Genomic DNA, 16,159 nt, shown 5'->3' on the forward strand with positions numbered 1-16,159 from the left:
GGAGCGGCCTGGGCCGTCCCGGCCGGACGGACCTCGGCCGTCCAGGCGTTGCCGTCCCACCAGCGCTCGGTGGGCGGAGCGTCGTGCGTCTGTCCGGGGTCGGGATACCAGCCGGGAGGAGTCACCTGCGTCATGGGCATACCGTATGAGCAGTCGGTGAAAGCCGGATGAGAGCACCCGCCCACGGGCACCCCGAAGCCCCGTACCGATTCACAGGTTTATCCGATTCCTGGTCAATAACTGCCGCGCTGAACAGAGTTGACGCACACAACGGCACAAACCGGCCGGTCGGGAGGGGTGCTCGTCAGCCGGGCCGGAACCCGGCTCACCCAGCGGGGCAACACCTGCCCGGAGCGGGCGCCAATGGCCCGTTCGGACGGCTACGCTCGTTCTTCGTACGCCGTTCGGACTACCTGCGGAGGTAACGGGATGACGGAGGAGCGGCCACAGGCGGTCGCCTCGGGCTACCTGTGGGAGCGGGAAGCGGAGATCGCCGCCGTCACCGAGGCGATCGAGCTGCTGTGCGACGACCGCGAGTCCGCCGGCAGCCTCCTCCTCTTCCGCGGCGAGGCCGGACTCGGCAAGACCGCCCTGCTCGCCGAGATACGCCGCATCGCCGAACGCCGCGGCTGCGTGGTCTGGTCGGCCCGCGCCGGCGAGACCCTCAAGTCCGTCCCGTTCCACGTCCTGCGCCAGCTCCTCCAGCCCGCGCTCGCCGCCCTCACCCAGGACGAGGCCCGCGACTACCTCGGCTCCTGGTACGACATCTCCGGCCCCGCCCTCGGCATCGTGGAGCCCGGCGAGGGCAGCCCCGACCCGAGCTACGTGTGCGACGGACTCGTGCACGCGGTCCGCCGCCTCGCCTTGCGCACCTATCCGCTGGTCCTCCTGGTCGACGACGCCCACTGGGCCGACCTGGAGACGCTGCGCTGGCTCGCCGCCTTCGCCCAGCGGCTGGCCGACCTGCCCGTGCTCGTGGTGGTCGCCCGCAGGCCCGGCGAGGCCCACGGCGAGAGCGCCCGCCTGCTGGACGAGATCGCCGCCGCGGGCCGCCCCGTCAGCAACCTCAGCGCGCTCACCCCGCAGGCCACCGCCGGACTCACCCGCGCCACCGTCGGCCCGCAGGCCGACGACCCGTTCTGCCGCGAGGTCTGGGCCGTCACCGGCGGCAACGCCTATGACACCGTCGAACTCCTCGCCAAGGTCCGCGACCGCGAACTCCAGCCCAGGGAGGACCGCGCCGCCGAACTGCGCGACCTCAACCGCTCCGCGCGCGGCGGCGGACTCGTCAGCCGGCTCCGGGAACTCGGCGTCGAGCCCACCAAGTTCGCCTGGGCGGCCGCCATCCTCGGCACCGGCAGCCCGGTCGGCCTCGTGGCCCGGCTCGCCATGATGGACGCCGACACCGCCGCCCGCTGCGCCGAGCTGCTCTGCGACGCCCGCATCCTCGCCGAGGTCGTCCCCGACCCGGCCGCACCCCGGCCCCAGGACGTCACCCTGGAGTTCGTGCACCCGCTGATCGCCTCCGCCGTCTACGACTCCATCACCGACGCGATGCGCACCGCCATGCACGGCATCGCCGCGAACATCGTCGCCGAGACCGGACGCAGCGCCGCCGAGGCCGCCCGGCACCTGCTCAAGGTGCACCCGGAGGGCGACGAGACCCTGGTCGAGCAACTGCGCGAGGCCGCCCGCGAACACCTCGCCGTCGGCGCCCCCGACGCCGCCTGCACCTGCCTCGAACGCGCCCTTGAGGAACCTCCGTTGCCCGAGGTGCGGGCCCAGGTGCTGTACGAACTCGGCCGCGCCAGGCTGCTGTCGGCGCCCGCGCTCACCATCGAGCACCTGCGCGACGCCCTCGCCGCCCCCGGTCTCGACAGCGCCCAGCGCGTGGACGCCTCCATCCGGCTCTCCCAGGCGCTGCTCCACAACGACCAGTTGGAGGAGGCCGTCCGTACCGTGGAGGCCGAGGCCGACCGGCACGAACCGGGCCCGGTACGGATGCGGCTCCAGGCCGTGCAGTTCACCTGGGAGGCCGTGCACGGCGAGACCGTCTCCCCGGAACGCTCCCGGCGCCTGGCCGAACTCGCCGCCACCTGCACCGGACGCGACAACTCCGAGCGGGCTCTGCTGATCCTGCGCGGCTTCGACGCCATGACCCACGGCGAGAACGCCGAGCTGGTGGTCGAGCTGTGCGACCGCGCCCTGGTCAACGGCCGCCTCGCCCCCGGCCTCGGCTGGACCGACGACGAGTGGGGCGTCGAGCTGCTGATGATGCTCGGCAGCGCCTACGCCCACACCGACCGGCTCGACCGGGCCGAGAGCCTCTTCTCCGAGGCCCTGCGCGCCTACACCCGCGCCGGCTGGCACGGCGGCCACCTCTCCCTGGCCAACGCCTACCTCGGTCTCGCCTACCGCAGGCAGGGCAAGCTGCAGGACGCCGAGGGCGCGCTGCGCGAGGCGCTCCGACTGGCCGAGCGGGTCGGCCGGGGCCTCCCGCTGTACTGGTCGGCGACCTGCGGCCTCGTCGACATCCTGCTCGCCCGCGGCCATGTCGCCCAGGCGTGGAGCGTCGCCGAGCAGTACGGCTTCGCTCCGCCCTACCCGTCCACCATCGTGCTGCCCGACATCCGCTCCGTACGCGGACGCCTGCTGCTCGCCGTGGGCCGCACCGAGGAGGGCATCAACGAGCTGGAGGCCGCCGAGAAGGCCGCCGCCTCCCGTGGCGGTCACAACCCGGTGCTCGCGCCGTGGGCCGTCGACCTGGCCCGCGCCCTCGCCCCGCACGACCCGGAACGGGCCCGCGCGCTGGTCACCGACGCCCGCCGCCAGGCCGAGCGGTTCGGCACCGACACCGCCATAGGAGAGGCCCTGCGCTGCGCCGCCGCCCTGGAGTCCGGCCCGCGCGCCGAACGCCTCGCCGCCAAGGCCGTCGCCTATCTGGAGGCGTCACCCTGCCAGTACGAGCACGCCGCCGCCCGCGTCGAGCACGGCATCCTCGCCCGCTCCCGCGCCGAACTCACCCGCGGTCTCGACCTGGCCCAGGCGTGCGGCGCCGACGGACTCGTGGCCCGGGCGAGCGGAGCGCTGGAGCACCTCGGCGGCTGAAGCCGGCTCACGCATCCGGCGCACCGCCCAGGATCTCCGCCAGGTCGTAGCGCACCGGCTCCTCCAACTGGGCGAACGTACAGCTCTCCGGGGTGCGGTCCGGGCGCCAGCGGCGGAAGCGGGCGGTGTGCCGGAAGCGGCGGCCGTTCTCCATGTGGTCGTACGCCACCTCCGCGACCTTCTCCGGGCGCAGCGGCACCCAGGACAGGTCCTTCTTCCCCGACCAGCGGCTCGGCGCCCCCGGCAGCCGGGCCGTCTCGTGCGCCGCCTCCTCCGCCCAGCGCGCCCACGGATGCCCGCTCACGTCGTCCATCCTGAGCGGCGCCAGTTCCTCCACCAGCTCCGCGCGCCGCTTCATGGTGAACGCGGCCGCCACACCCACGTGCTGGAGCGCGCCCTCGTCGTCGTACAGCCCGAGCAGCAGCGAGCCCACCACCGGGCCGCTCTTGTGCAGGCGGTACCCGGCGACCACCACGTCCGCCGTCCGCTCGTGCTTGACCTTGAACATGGCCCGCTCGTCCTGGAGGTACGGCACCGTCAGCGGCTTGGCGACCACCCCGTCCAGACCGGCGCCCTCGTACTGCTCGAACCAGCGGCGCGCTTCCTCCAGGTCCGTCGTCGCGGGCGCCAGATGCACCGGCGGGCTCACCCCGGCCAGCGCCCGGTCCAGCAGCGCCCGCCGGTCGGTCAGCGGTACGTCCAGCAGGGCGTGGTCGTCCAGCGCCAGCAGGTCGAAGGCGACGAAGGACGCCGGGGTCCGTTCGGCCAGCGTCCGCACCCGCGAGTCCGCCGGATGGATGCGCTCGGTCAGCGCGTCGAAGTCCAGATGCCCGTCCCGCGCGATCACGATCTCCCCGTCCACCACGCAGCGCGCCGGCAGCCGCTCCGTCAGCGCCGCCACCAGCTCGGGGAAGTACCTGGTCAGCGGCTTGCCGGTGCGGCTGCCCAGCTCGACCTCGTCGCCGTCGCGGAACACGATCGCCCGGAAGCCGTCCCACTTGGCCTCGTAGTGCATGCCCGGCGGGATCTTCGCCACCGCCTTGGCGAGCATCGGCTTCACGGGCGGCATCACCGGCAGGTCCATACGCCGATTCTGCGCGCACCCACCCGCCGGCGCCCGGTGTGCGGGCCGCGCGGGGTACGCCTACGGTGGCCGCATGGGTGATGCGGTGGAACTTCAGGCAGGAGGCCGGACCGTACGGCTGACCCACCCGGAGCGGGTGTTCTTCCCCGCGCACGGCTACACCAAGCTCGACGTCGCCCAGTACTACGCGGCGGTCGGCCCCGGTGTGCTGCGTGCCCTGCGGGACCGCCCCACCACCCTCCAGCGGTACCCGGAGGGCCTGGAGGGGGAGTGGTTCTACCAGAAGCGCGCACCGAAGAACATGCCGTCCTGGATCCCCACCGCCCACATCACCTTCCCCAGCGGCCGCAGTGCCGACGAGATGTGCCCCACCGAGGAGGCGGCCGCGGTGTGGGCCGCCCAGTACGGCACGCTCACCTTCCACCCCTGGCCGGTCCGCCGCGACGACGTCGACCACCCCGACGAACTCCGCCTCGACCTCGACCCGCAGCCGGGCACCGGCTACGAGGACGCGGTCCGCGCCGCCTTCGAACTGAGGGCCGTCCTGGAGGAGTTCGGCGGTCTGCGCGGCTGGCCCAAGACCTCCGGCGGGCGCGGCCTGCACGTCTTCGTGCCCATCGAGCCGCGCTGGACCTTCACCCAGGTGCGGCGCGCGGCCATCGCCGTCGGCCGGGAACTGGCGCGCCGGATGCCGGACCACGTGACGGTGAAGTGGTGGAAGGAGGAGCGGGGTGAGCGCATCTTCCTGGACTACAACCAGACCGCCCGCGACCGCACCATCGCCTCCGCCTACTCCGTGCGCCCGCTGCCCGACGCCACCGTCTCCGCGCCGCTGCGCTGGGACGAGGTCGCCGACGCCCGGCCGCGCGACTTCGACATCGTCACCATGCCGCGCCGGTTCGCGGAACTGGGCGATGTGCACGCCGACATGGACGACCACCGCTACTCCCTCGACGCCCTGCTGGACCTGGCCCGCCGCGACGAGGCCGAACACGGGCTGGGTGACCTGCCGTACCCGCCGGAGTACCCGAAGATGCCCGGCGAACCCAAGCGGGTGCAGCCCAGCCGGGCGCGCAAGGACCAGGCGCCCTCCTGAGCGGGCCCCCGTGGGCGCCGGGCCCCGCGGCTATCCTGATCACAGCCGCCGATGAGGAGCCCCAAGTGACCGAGGCAGTGTCGCGTCCCACGCTGGAGGCAGTGGCCGCGCGGGCCGGGGTGTCCCGCGCCACCGTCTCACGGGTCGTCAACGGCGGCGACGGCGTACGCGACTCGCTCGTCACCCGCGTCCGCCAGGCGGTCGAGGAACTCGGCTACGTCCCCAACCAGGCCGCCCGCAGCCTGGTCACCAAGCGGCACGACGCCGTCGCGGTCGTCATCGCCGAACCCGGCACCCGCGTCTTCGCGGACCCCTTCTTCGCCGCCCAGTTGCGCGGCATCAGCAAGGAACTCACCGCCCACGACAATCAGCTGGTCCTGCTGCTCACCGAGGGCCGGGACGACCACGCCCGCGTCGCCCGCTACCTCGCGGGCGGCCATGTCGACGGCGCCCTGGTCTTCTCCCTCCACCTCGACGACCCGCTGCCCGGCCTGATCCGCGACGCGGGTGTCCGCACGGTCTTCGGGGGCCGCCCCGACTGGGACGAGGGGGACACCGGCGGCGCGGTGTACGTCGACAGCGACAACCGGGGCGGCGCCCGCGACGCGGTACGGCACCTCGTCGGGCTCGGCCGGACCCGGATCGCGCACATCACCGGCGCCCTGGACCAGACCTCCGCCGTGGACCGGCTGGACGGTTACCGGGACGTGATGGGCGACGCCGGCCCCGAGCTGGTCGTGGAGAGCGACTTCACCCCGGCCGGCGGCGAGCACGCGATGCGCGAACTCCTCGCCCGGCGCCCCGATGTCGACGCCGTCTTCGCCGCCAACGACCTCACCGCCCTCGGCGCGCTCCGCGTCCTGCGCGCCCACGGGCGCCGCGTCCCCGAGGACGTCGCGGTGATCGGCTTCGACGACATGGCCCCGGTGGCCGAGCAGACCGACCCCCCGCTCACCACGGTCCGCCAGGACATAGAGGAGATGGGCCGCATCATGGCCCGCCTCCTCCTGGGCGGCGGCCCGGCGGGCGGCGTCATCCTGCCGACCACCCTCGTCCGCCGGGCGTCCGCCTAGGCTTCCTGCGCCGGGTCGCCCTTGATCACCGCGAACTCGTACCCGTGCGGGTCGGCGAGGCGGGCCAGGCGGCCCACTCCGGGGACGCTGGTCGCGGGGAGGCGGACCGAGCCGCCGAGTTCCTCCGCGCGGGCCACCAGGGCGTCGGTGTCGTCGGTGCCGAAGTACGGGAGCCAGGAGGGGGCGGTGTCGGCGGGATCCTCGAAGGTGGGGACGATGCCGCCGAACATGGCGTCCTCGTCGGCGCCGCCGGGGTAGAGCGAGGTGTAGACACCGCCGGGGAAGCCGACGCCGGCGGTCTCCACGCCGAGGACCCGGTGGTAGAAGGCGGCGGCCGCCGCCACGTCCGGGGTGTGCAGCTCGACCCAGCAGAGGGCGCCCGGCTCGGTCGCCGCGTCCAGGCCCTCGACCGGGTCCGGCTGCCAGACGCGGAACGCGGCCCCGGCCCGGTCCTTCAGGCCCGCCACCCGGCCGAGTCCCAGCAGCTCCGTCGGCCAGAACACCACCGTGCCGTGCGCCACCCCCGCCGCCTCGGCGGTGCCGAGCGCGTCCGCGCAGCGGAAGTACACCGTCCAGCCCGCCCGGCCGCGCTCCGGGTCGAGCGCCATCGCCCCGGCGACCGTCCTGCCGTCGAGCTGGAGGAGGACGTAGCCGCCCGTCTCCGGGCCGGCGGGGGCGGGCTGCCAGCCGAAGAGCCCGCCGTAGAAGGCGAGGCTCGCCGCCAGATCGGGGGAGCCGAGGTCGATCCAGTTGGGAGCGCCGTCGGGGAAACGGGTGGTGAGCATGCGCGCCCTCCTCGGGGACCGTGCCGTCCTGGCACCGACGAGTCTGGCACCGGCCGGGGAGGATTGCCTCGCGCGCCGCCGTGCGCGGGCGTGTCCGCCCGGAGGATCATCGGGACGGCCCACGCGGCGTTGTTGACATGGCGTTGATCGAACGTTTTTCGCCGCCCGGCACGATCCTGGCCATGCACATCGAGACGATCACACCGGCCGATTCCGCCTGGCAGGGCCAGGCACTGTGCGCGCAGACCGGGGCGGACTTCTTCTTCCCCGAGCCGGGCAGTTCGGTGCGCGAGGCCAAACGGATCTGCGCCCTGTGCGAGATCCGCCCCGCCTGCCTCGACTACGCCCTCGCCCACGACGAACGCTTCGGCGTCTGGGGCGGCCTCTCCGAACGCGAACGGCTCGCCCTGCGCCGTACGGCCCGCTGAAGAACGGGCCGCACGGTGTGCTGAAGGCGGGTCACGGGGCCGTACGGCCCGGGGCTCAGCCGGCCGCGCGCGCCGCCATGCGCGCCTTGCGGGCCGCGAGCCGCTCGTCGAACTTGGCCGCCTCCGAGTCCAGTCCGCCCATGTACACGCCCAGCTCCTCCTGAGCCCGCAGGCCCTCCGGACCGAGGCCGTCGATCTCCATGACCTTCAGGAAGCGCAGCACCGGCTGGAGCACGTCGTCGTGGTGGATACGGAGGTTGTAGACCTCCCCTATGGCCATCTGCGCGGCGGCGCGCTCGAAGCCGGGGATGCCGTGGCCCGGCATGCGGAAGTCGACCACGACGTCACGGACCGCCTGCATGGTCAGGTCGGGCGCGAGTTCGAACGCGGCCTTCAGCAGGTTCCGGTAGAAGACCATGTGCAGGTTCTCGTCGGTGGCGATGCGGGCGAGCATGCGGTCGCAGACCGGGTCGCCGGACTGGTGGCCGGTGTTGCGGTGCGAGATCCGGGTGGCGAGCTCCTGGAAGGCGACGTAGGCGACCGAGTGCAGCATCGAGTGCCGGTTGTCGGACTCGAAGCCCTCGCTCATGTGCGACATCCGGAACCGCTCCAGGGCGTCCGGGTCGACCGCGCGGGAGGCGAGCAGGTAGTCGCGCATCACGATGCCGTGCCGGCCCTCCTCGGCGGTCCAGCGGTGCACCCAGGTGCCCCAGGCGCCGTCCCGGCCGAAGAGCGAGGCGATCTCGTGGTGGTAGCTCGGCAGGTTGTCCTCGGTCAGCAGGTTGACGACCAGCGCGACCCGGCCGATCTCGGTGACCTTGGACTGCTCCTTGCCCCACGCCTCGCCGTCCTCGAAGAGGCCGGGGAAGTTGCGCCCGTCGCTCCACGGCACGTACTCGTGCGGCATCCAGTCCTTGGCGACGTTCAGATGCCGGTTCAGCTCGTTCTCGACCACTTCTTCCAGCGCGAACAGCAGCCGCGCGTCGGTCCAGGCGGACGGGCTGCCGAGGTGAGGGGAGGTGATCGTCACGGGGGTACTCCAAAAAACGGCCGAACAGAAAAGGGAGATTCATCGACTTAACCACCCAAGAAGGCAGTGTCAAGAACCTACGGCTTCGTAGCCTACGTGTCCGTAGGTTACGAAGCCGTAGGTTAAGGCGGACGTAAGGACTCCGGCCGGGCCGGGCGCCGCCCGCCTAGCCGATCTCCGTCCGCCTAGCCGATCTCCTCCCGCGTCGCGTCCCGCAGCTCCCCGTCGGCCACCAGCAGCCAACGGGTGATGCCGATGGAGTCCAGGAACGGCAGATCGTGCCCGGCGACGATCAGCGCACCCTCGTACGACTCCAGCGCCGAGGTCAGCTGGCGCACGCTCGCCATGTCCAGGTTGTTGGTCGGCTCGTCCAACAGCAGCAGTTGCGGGGCGGGTTCGGCCAGCAGCAGCGCGGCCAGGGCGGCCCGGAAGCGTTCGCCGCCGGAGAGGGTGCCGGCCGGCTGGTCGGCCCGCTTGCCCCGGAACAGGAAGCGGGCCAGCCGGGCGCGGACCCGGTTGGGGGTGGCCCCCGGCGCGAACCGGGCCACGTTCTCCGCGACCGTCGCCCCGTCGTCCAGCACGTCCAGCCGCTGGGGCAGGAAGCGCAGCGGCACATGGGCCTCGGCCAGCCCGGCGACCGGGGGCAGCTCCCCGGCGATCGTCCGCAACAGGGTCGTCTTCCCGGCCCCGTTGCGCCCGACGAGCGCGATCCGCTCCGGGCCCCGCAGGTCCAGCAGGCCCGCCACGCGCGGCCCGTGGACCGTCTCCAGCTTCTCCAGCGTGAGCACCTGCCGGCCCGGCGGCACGGCGGTGTACGGCAGGTCGACGCGGATCTCGTCGTCGTCCCGGACCGCCTCCACCGCCTCGTCCAGCCGCTCCCTGGCCTCCGCGAGCCGTTCCTCGTGCATGATGCGGTGCTTGCCCGCGGACTCCTGGGCGGCGCGCTTGCGGGCGCCCATCACGATCTTCGGCTCGCGCTTGGAGTCGTACATCTTCTGCCCGTACCGCTTGCGGCGGGCCAGTTTCATATGGGCGTCGGTGAGTTCGCGGCGCTGCTTGCGGACGTCGGCCTCCGCCGCGCGCACCGTCCGTTCGGCCGCCTCCTGTTCGACGGCGAGGGCCTCCTCGTAGGCGGAGTAGTTGCCGCCGTACCAGGCGACCTCGCCGGCGCGGAGGTCGGCGATCTGGTCGACCAGGTCCAGCAGTTCCCGGTCGTGGCTGACCACGACGAGGACGCCGGGCCACCCCGCCACGGCCGCGTACAGCCGGCGGCGGGCGTACAGGTCGAGGTTGTTGGTGGGCTCGTCCAGCAGCAGGACGTCGGGGCGGCGCAGCAGCAGCGCGGCCAGCCGGAGCAGCACCGACTCGCCGCCGGAGACCTCACCGACCGTGCGGTCCAGGCCGATGTGGCCGAGGCCGAGTTCGCCGAGGGTGACCAGGGCGCGCTCCTCCACGTCCCAGTCCTCGTCGAGGGTCTCGAAGTGCTCCTCGGAGGCGTCGCCCGCCTCGATGGCGTGCAGCGCGGCCCGCTTGGCGGCGATGCCGAGGGCCTCGTCGACGCGGAGGGCGGTGTCCAGGGTGACGTTCTGCGGGAGCAGGCCGATCTCACCGGACACCCTGATGGTGCCGTCGGTCGGGACGAGGGCGCCGGAGAGCAGCTTCAGCAGGGTGGACTTGCCCGAGCCGTTGGCGCCGACCAGCCCGGTGCGGCCGGGGCCGAAGGAGATGTCGAGGCCGTCCAGGACGGGGGTGCCGTCCGGCCAGGCGAAGGTCAGGGAAGTGGCGGAGAGGGAGGACGCGGGTGATGACATAGGGGCCTCACGGGTGCCGGGTGCGGTCTGGTCGGGGGGACTGACGAGACACCGCGGGGCGGACACCGGAAGCCCGGAGGCACGGGGGCCGGGAGAACCGGGCCCGAATGGGGCCAGAAAAAAGGGGCCTGTGCCTGAGGGACGGCTCGTACGCCGAGGTCGAACGCCACGCACACCTCACCGGTGTGAACGCGATGTCTCATGACCTCAGACGAGCAACGTCCTTCTCCTATCGACGGCAACAGAACCGGTGTACACGCTACGAACGGCTGGGAAGCCTGTCAACGCGATTAAAGCGGACCCCGGTCAGCCGGAGTCCCGCATCAGCTCGGCCAGCCCCTGGTCGAGGTCGAGTTGCAGGTGCTCCAGGCCCACCGGCACCAGCTCGCCCGCCGCCCGCAGAAAGCGCCGGATCTCCCCGGAGCGCACATGCACCACGGCGGTGCCCTCCGGCGCGTGGAACTCCAGCACCGTGCGGTCGTAGCCGTAGGGCCGCACCCGTACGTCACCCTGGCCCTGCGGCTCGTGCAGCCCGGCGGACAGCAGTTCGCGGGAGAAGGTCCAGCACACCTCCACCCCCGCCAGGGTGGCCGGGGCGGGGAAGGTCATCCGGACGGCGTAGGGGTCGCGCCGGTCGTAGTGCAGGGCGGCGGGAATGCTCGGCATGCGGGGCGCGGCGGCGACCAGACGCGCCTCCACGATTGCCTCGATCACGGTGGACAAAGCCTGTGCTCCCTCGGACGGCTGGACACTGCTCCTCGGCGGGTCGCGGCCCGACACCGGGAGAGACGACGGAAGCCTGCGTTCCGTGCACACCCGGCCGGAGTGACCTCGGTCACGATTGCGGGGGGCGAAACGGGCCCGAATCCGGGTACTCGCTTCCCTACCGGACAGCCTGCGAAGGTCCGCAGGGCAACGAAGGGAGCGACCATGCCAGCCGGTTCCAGCCCCAAGCGTGAGCGGCAGTACGAGCACATCAAGGAGAGCGAGCTGGACCAGGGGGCGAGCGAGGACCGCGCGGAGGAGATCGCCGCGCGCACGGTCAACAAGGAGCGCGCCCGCGCCGGTGAGTCCAAGACCGCCAGCCGTACCTCCACGCAGGACATGTCCTCCGGGGAGCGCGGCGGCCGGCGCTCCGGCAAGGGCTCGCAGGGCCCGACGTACGACCAGCTCTACAACGAGGCCAGGCAGCGCGGCATCCACGGCCGCTCCGACATGAACAAGGAGCAGCTCCAGCGCGCGCTGGACAAGAAGAAGTGAGCCGAGGCCGGCTCAGCCGGCGCTCTGCCGGTACCGCGTCAGCTCGGGCGCCGTCTTCGTGGCGGTGAACTCGGTCACGCGGTACTCGCACACCCCGGCCGTGACGAACGGGTCCTCGGCGACGACCGCCTCGATCCGCGCCCGGCTGTCCGCGACGGCCAGGATCACCCCGCCGTCGCGGGGGTTCTTGCGGCCGGAGGCGAGGAACAGCCCCTTGTCGTACTGCTCGTCCAGCCAGGCCACATGAGCGGTCAGGACGGCGTCGACGGCGTCGAGCGGGGCGGTGTACGTCAGCTCCAGTACGAACATGATCGCGAGCCTACCCCGGCGCCCCGTATCGTCGGGGTCACCATGATCACCGTACAGGTTCCCGCCGACTGGCCCGCCACCGAGGAGGAGGCCCGTGCCGTCCAGGACGCGTTGCGCGGCCGTGTCGTCCGCGACGAGCCCGGCCCGCCGCCCGGCACCGGTCATGTCACCGGTGTGGACGTGGCCTACGACGACGCCCGCGACCTGGTCGCCGCGGCGGCCGTGGTCCTGGACGCGGCCACCCTCACCGTCGTCGCCGAGGCGACCGCCGTCGGCCGGGTCGCCTTCCCCTACGTCCCCGGCCTGCTCGCCTTCCGTGAGCTGCCGGCCGTACGGGCGGCCCTGGACGCGCTGCCCTGCCCGCCCGGCCTCGTCGTCTGCGACGGTTACGGCCTCGCCCACCCCCGGCGCTTCGGTCTCGCCAGTCACCTCGGCGTCCTGACCGGCCTGCCCACCATCGGCGTCGCCAAGAACCCTTTCACCTTCACCCACCCGGCCCTCGCCCCGACGCGGGGGAGCACCGCCCCGCTGCTCGCGGAGGAGGCCGAGGAGGTGGGCGCCGCCCTGCGCACCCGCAGCGCGGTCAAGCCGGTGTACGTCTCCGTGGGGCACCGGGTGTCACTGGAGAACGCCCTCGCCCACACCCTCGCCCTGACCCCGCAGTACCGCCTCCCGGAGACGACCCGCCGGGCGGACGCGCTGTGCAGGCGGGCGCTGCGGGAGAGCACGGACTCTCAGTCCGCCGGCCTGATCAGCGGCGCATCGCGGGAAAGCTCGCGGAAACCGAGTCCGTAGTACAGCCCGCGTGCCCTGGGGTGGCCCGGCGCGCCGAGGCAGACGACCGTCGCGTGGGTGGCTCCGGCCGCTCGGGCCAGACGCATGCCGTGGAGCATCATGGCCCGGGCCAGGCCGAGGCGGCGGTAGGCGGGGTGGGTGCCCACCGGTTCGAACTCGACGGTCTTGTTGATGGGGTCGAGCCACATGATCGTGGAGGCGGCCATGGTGCCGTCCGGGGCCTCCACCAGGACATGCAGGTCGGCGCGGTAGGCCGCTGTCCGCCGGACGCCCTCGTAGCTCCGGGCCGTGTAGGTCGAGGGGGACCAGGCGTCCACGTGGGCCCGGACCGCGGCCCGGGGGCCCGCCTCCTCGGCGTTTCGGAAGCGGAAGCCGGGTGGCAGGACCGGGTGCTCCACGTCGGTGAGGTCCCGCCCGTTGAGCTGGGTCCAGTCGCCGGTGTCGCCGAGGGCCTGTGCGTCCGGCTCGTAGCCGTGCGCCGCCCAGCGGGTCAGGGCGTACTCGTCGGCGGTGGTCGGCAGCGCGGTGCGCTTAAGACCGGCCGCCACCGCGTCGTACCAGTCGATCACCTCGTCGACCAGCTCGGCGTGGTCCGGATGGACCTGGTGGCTCAGCGAGGCGCCGGTGACCTCGGTGACCGATCCGTCGTCACGCCGGACCCGGCGGGGGAGGAAGGCCCAGCCCCACGCCACCAACTCGTCACCGGCGAACCACAGGTGGCGCCGCCAGCCGGCGCCCTGGGCGGCATGGTCCTTGCCGTAGATCCAGGCCAGCTCGCCGTACGAGGCGCCCGCGCTGATCAGGTCGGGGCGGAGGGCGGTGACGCGCTGCGCCAGTCCCTGCATGAGCGGGATGTCCGAGGCTGCCACGAGTGCGGAGTCCGTCATGGGGCGCCACTGTGCCAGGCTCCGCACCGCCGCCGAACCGTTTTTTCCGCTCAGACGCTCCGCTCGGCCACCACCCGGAATCCGATTCCCGCCGCCCGCAGCCGTTCCAGCAGCGCGTCGCCCATCGCGGTCGCCGGGGTGAGCTGGCCGGAGCGGTCGGGGAGCTCGTCCGTCGCCAGGCACAGCGCCGCCTCCGCGAACATCTTCGCCGTCTCCCCGTAGCCCGGATCGCCGCCCGTGACCTCGGTGAACACCCGCCGCCCGCCGCCCTCGCCGACGAAGCGGACACGGAACCAGCTCCGGGCGCGCTTCTCCGCGTCGGGGCCCTCGCCCGGCTGGAGCCGGCCGGAGAGCCAGGAGCGGACCGGGGCGAGCTGGGCCGCCACCGCGAGGACACCCACGCCCGCGAGCCCCGCCGCCGCGACCGGGAGGTGCTCGACCGCCGCGTAGTGGCGGTAGCGGAAGTCGGGGCCGTAACGCTCCAGGGACTTGGCGGAGCGGCGCACGATCTGCGGGTCGATGGTGGGCAGCGGCAGCGCCCAGGCGCTGACCTCCCCGGCGAACCGGGGCGCGCCCGTGGGGGCCGAGACCCGGCGGTCCATCAGGCGCGGCTCGTGCCGGGCCCGGTCGCGGGCCGCCGCCCACATGCTTCCGGCGCGCGCGAACTGGTTCAGGGCCGAGGCGAGCGTGCCCCCGGAGAAGGTGGCGTTCGCCGTGACGAACCCGTCCACCCGCAGCGGCACCCCCTCGGGAAGCCGCCGCACCGTGAAATAGGCGCCCAGGTCGTGCGGTACGGAGTCGAAACCGCAGGCGTGCACCAGCCGGGCGCCGGTCTCGCGGGCGCGGGCGTCGTGGCGGATGAACATCAGGTCCACGAACTCGGGCTCGCCGGTGAGGTCGAGGTAGTCCGTGCCGCTGTCGGCGCAGGCGGCGACCAGTTCCTCGCCGTAGGTGATGTACGGGCCGACGGTCGAGGCCACCACGCGGGCCTGCTCCGCGAGCGCCCGCAGGGTGGCGGGCTCGCTCACGTCGGCGTGGATCACTCCGATGGCCGAGCCGCCGGGCAGCCGCTCCCGCAGCGCCTCCAGCCTGCCCGCGTCCCGGCCCGCGACGGCCCAGCGCAGGTCCCTGGGAGCGTGGGCGGCGAGATATTCCGCCGTCAGCGTGCCGACGAAGCCGGTGGCGCCGAAGAGCACGATGTCGTAGGGACGGTCCGTCGTTTTCAGCCTGCTCATGACACTCCTTGCCGTGCAGCCCGCGCGACTGTCGGGGGCCGAGGCTAGCGTGAACGCTGCGGGGCCCGGCAGGGGCCCCGTGCGGTGGGCCCGGGGAATCGGGGCGCACCGGGGCACTTCGCTAAGCGCCCGCTCGTTCGGGTCTTGTGCCGGGTGCACGGTGTTCCTAGCATCACCGGTGTTACATCGTTTGTGTCATACGCGCTTGGGGGCATGACGGCATGACGACGGCAACGACGCCGGGACAGGGCCCGCTCAGCGGGGTGCGGGTGGTCGAGCTGGCCGGTATCGGCCCCGGCCCCTTCGCCGCGATGCTCCTGGCCGACCTCGGCGCCGACGTGGTCCGGGTGGACCGGCCCGACGGCCCCGGCCTCGGCATCGACCCCGCGCGCGATGTCACCAACCGCAACAAGCGCTCCGTCGTCGTCGACCTCAAGGCCCCGGACGGCGCAGCGCGCGTGCTCGACCTCGCCGAGCGCGCCGACGTCCTGATCGAGGGCTACCGCCCCGGCGTCGCCGAGCGCCTCGGCGTCGGCCCGGCCGACTGCCACGCCCGCAACCCCAGCCTGGTCTACGGCCGGATGACCGGCTGGGGCCAGGACGGCCCGCTCGCCGACCGTGCCGGGCACGACGCCTCCTACATCGCCGTCACCGGCACCCTCGGCCTGATCGGCCGCCCCGGCGAACCCCCGGCCCTGCCCGCCAACCTGCTCGGGGACTACGCGGGCGGCTCCCTCTACCTCGTCGTCGGCGTCCTCGCGGCCCTGCACCACGCCCGCGCCACCGGCACCGGCCAGGTGGTGGACGCCGCCATCGTGGACGGCACCGCCCACCTCTCCGCCATGATCCACGGCATGCTCGCCGCCGGCGCCTGGCAGGACCGCCGCGCCGCCAACCTGCTGGACGGCGGCTGCCCCTACTACGGCACCTACGAGACCGCCGACGGGCGGTACATGGCGGTCGGCGCCCTGGAACCCCGGTTCTACGCCGAGTTCCTCCGCCTCCTCGACCTCGACGGCCTGGCCGGCGCCCACCACGACCCGGCCCGCTGGCCCGAGCTGCGCGAGCGGGTGGCCGCCCGCTTCAAGTCCGGTACGCGCGCCGAGTGGACCTCCCGCTTCGAGGGCACCGACGCCTGCGTGGCCCCCGTCCTCAGCCTGCGCGAGGCTCCGCACCATCCCCACCTGGCCGCCCGCGCCACCTTCACCGAGCACGACGGGCTGGTCCAGCCCGCCCCCGCCCCACGCTTCTCCGCCAC

16 protein-coding genes are annotated in these 16,159 nt (G+C 73.4%); 7 read left to right on the top strand and 9 right to left on the bottom strand.

Annotated features, from left to right (window positions below; translation table 11 throughout):
• Positions 1 to 134 (bottom strand): DUF2510 domain-containing protein (locus tag GT030_RS12495; protein ID WP_161201166.1); only part of this gene is annotated, 134 nt, incomplete at its 3' end.
• A 295-nt stretch (positions 135 to 429) separates the two neighbouring features.
• Between GT030_RS12495 and GT030_RS12500 the strand changes: the two genes are divergently transcribed.
• Complete coding sequence (locus GT030_RS12500; protein WP_161201167.1) at positions 430 to 3,108, top strand: AAA family ATPase; 2,679 nt, start codon at positions 430 to 432, stop codon at positions 3,106 to 3,108.
• A gap of 7 nt (positions 3,109 to 3,115) precedes the next feature.
• Here GT030_RS12500 and GT030_RS12505 read toward each other — a convergent pair whose 3' ends face one another.
• Entirely contained in the window at positions 3,116 to 4,192 is a 1,077-nt protein-coding gene (locus tag GT030_RS12505) for an ATP-dependent DNA ligase (RefSeq protein ID WP_161201168.1), read from the bottom strand.
• 73 nt (positions 4,193 to 4,265) lie between these two features.
• Here GT030_RS12505 and ligD point away from each other — a divergent pair, with 73 nt between their 5' ends.
• On the top strand, positions 4,266 to 5,288 hold the full coding sequence (ligD, locus tag GT030_RS12510; RefSeq protein WP_161201169.1) for a non-homologous end-joining DNA ligase: 1,023 nt from the start codon (positions 4,266 to 4,268) through the stop codon (positions 5,286 to 5,288).
• Positions 5,289 to 5,353: 65 nt separating this feature from the next.
• The gene (locus tag GT030_RS12515) at positions 5,354 to 6,361 is read left to right on the top strand and encodes a LacI family DNA-binding transcriptional regulator (protein ID WP_161201170.1); all 1,008 of its coding nucleotides are present in this window, start codon (positions 5,354 to 5,356) and stop codon (positions 6,359 to 6,361) included.
• Here the strand turns inward: GT030_RS12515 and GT030_RS12520 are convergent.
• On the bottom strand, positions 6,358 to 7,146 hold the full coding sequence (locus tag GT030_RS12520) for a VOC family protein (protein WP_161201171.1): 789 nt from the start codon (positions 7,144 to 7,146) through the stop codon (positions 6,358 to 6,360). The two genes, GT030_RS12515 and GT030_RS12520, sit on opposite strands and share 4 nt — an antisense overlap.
• Positions 7,147 to 7,328: 182 nt before the next feature.
• Between GT030_RS12520 and GT030_RS12525 the strand changes: the two genes are divergently transcribed.
• Positions 7,329 to 7,574, top strand: coding sequence for a WhiB family transcriptional regulator (locus GT030_RS12525; RefSeq protein WP_135793865.1), 246 nt, complete (start codon positions 7,329 to 7,331; stop codon positions 7,572 to 7,574).
• Positions 7,575 to 7,629: 55 nt separating this feature from the next.
• Here GT030_RS12525 and GT030_RS12530 read toward each other — a convergent pair whose 3' ends face one another.
• The 3 genes from GT030_RS12530 to GT030_RS12540 form a co-directional block, all read right to left on the bottom strand.
• A complete protein-coding gene (locus GT030_RS12530; protein ID WP_161201172.1) occupies positions 7,630 to 8,604 on the bottom strand; it encodes an acyl-ACP desaturase in 975 nt (324 codons plus the stop codon).
• Positions 8,605 to 8,789: 185 nt separating this feature from the next.
• A complete protein-coding gene (locus tag GT030_RS12535; RefSeq protein ID WP_161201173.1) occupies positions 8,790 to 10,415 on the bottom strand; it encodes an ABC-F family ATP-binding cassette domain-containing protein in 1,626 nt (541 codons plus the stop codon).
• 306 nt (positions 10,416 to 10,721) lie between these two features.
• The gene (locus tag GT030_RS12540; RefSeq protein WP_130329034.1) at positions 10,722 to 11,138 is read right to left on the bottom strand and encodes an SsgA family sporulation/cell division regulator; all 417 of its coding nucleotides are present in this window, start codon (positions 11,136 to 11,138) and stop codon (positions 10,722 to 10,724) included.
• Positions 11,139 to 11,345: 207 nt separating this feature from the next.
• Here GT030_RS12540 and GT030_RS12545 point away from each other — a divergent pair, with 207 nt between their 5' ends.
• Positions 11,346 to 11,675 carry a plasmid stabilization protein gene (locus GT030_RS12545; RefSeq protein WP_161201174.1) on the top strand — a complete coding sequence of 110 codons (330 nt, stop codon included), beginning with the start codon at positions 11,346 to 11,348 and terminating at the stop codon, positions 11,673 to 11,675.
• Positions 11,676 to 11,687: 12 nt separating this feature from the next.
• On the opposite strand, the gene GT030_RS12550 is transcribed toward GT030_RS12545, so the two are convergent.
• Complete coding sequence (locus GT030_RS12550; RefSeq protein WP_161201175.1) at positions 11,688 to 11,984, bottom strand: YciI family protein; 297 nt, start codon at positions 11,982 to 11,984, stop codon at positions 11,688 to 11,690.
• Between the two features lie 42 nt (positions 11,985 to 12,026).
• On the opposite strand from GT030_RS12550, the gene GT030_RS12555 reads away from it, so the two are divergent.
• Entirely contained in the window at positions 12,027 to 12,779 is a 753-nt protein-coding gene (locus tag GT030_RS12555; protein WP_161201176.1) for an endonuclease V, read from the top strand.
• Here the strand turns inward: GT030_RS12555 and GT030_RS12560 are convergent.
• Both GT030_RS12560 and GT030_RS12565 read right to left on the bottom strand, forming a co-directional pair.
• Complete coding sequence (locus tag GT030_RS12560) at positions 12,719 to 13,666, bottom strand: GNAT family N-acetyltransferase (RefSeq protein WP_161201177.1); 948 nt, start codon at positions 13,664 to 13,666, stop codon at positions 12,719 to 12,721. The two genes, GT030_RS12555 and GT030_RS12560, sit on opposite strands and share 61 nt — an antisense overlap.
• 50 nt (positions 13,667 to 13,716) lie before the next feature.
• Complete coding sequence (locus GT030_RS12565) at positions 13,717 to 14,901, bottom strand: saccharopine dehydrogenase NADP-binding domain-containing protein (protein ID WP_161201178.1); 1,185 nt, start codon at positions 14,899 to 14,901, stop codon at positions 13,717 to 13,719.
• A 221-nt stretch (positions 14,902 to 15,122) separates the two neighbouring features.
• Between GT030_RS12565 and GT030_RS12570 the strand changes: the two genes are divergently transcribed.
• The coding region (locus GT030_RS12570; protein WP_161201179.1) for a CaiB/BaiF CoA-transferase family protein at positions 15,123 to 16,159 on the top strand (1,037 nt) is incomplete at its 3' end.

It is taken from the genome of Streptomyces sp. SID1328, assembly GCF_009865595.1.
Lineage (GTDB): Bacteria > Actinomycetota > Actinomycetes > Streptomycetales > Streptomycetaceae > Streptomyces > Streptomyces griseoluteus.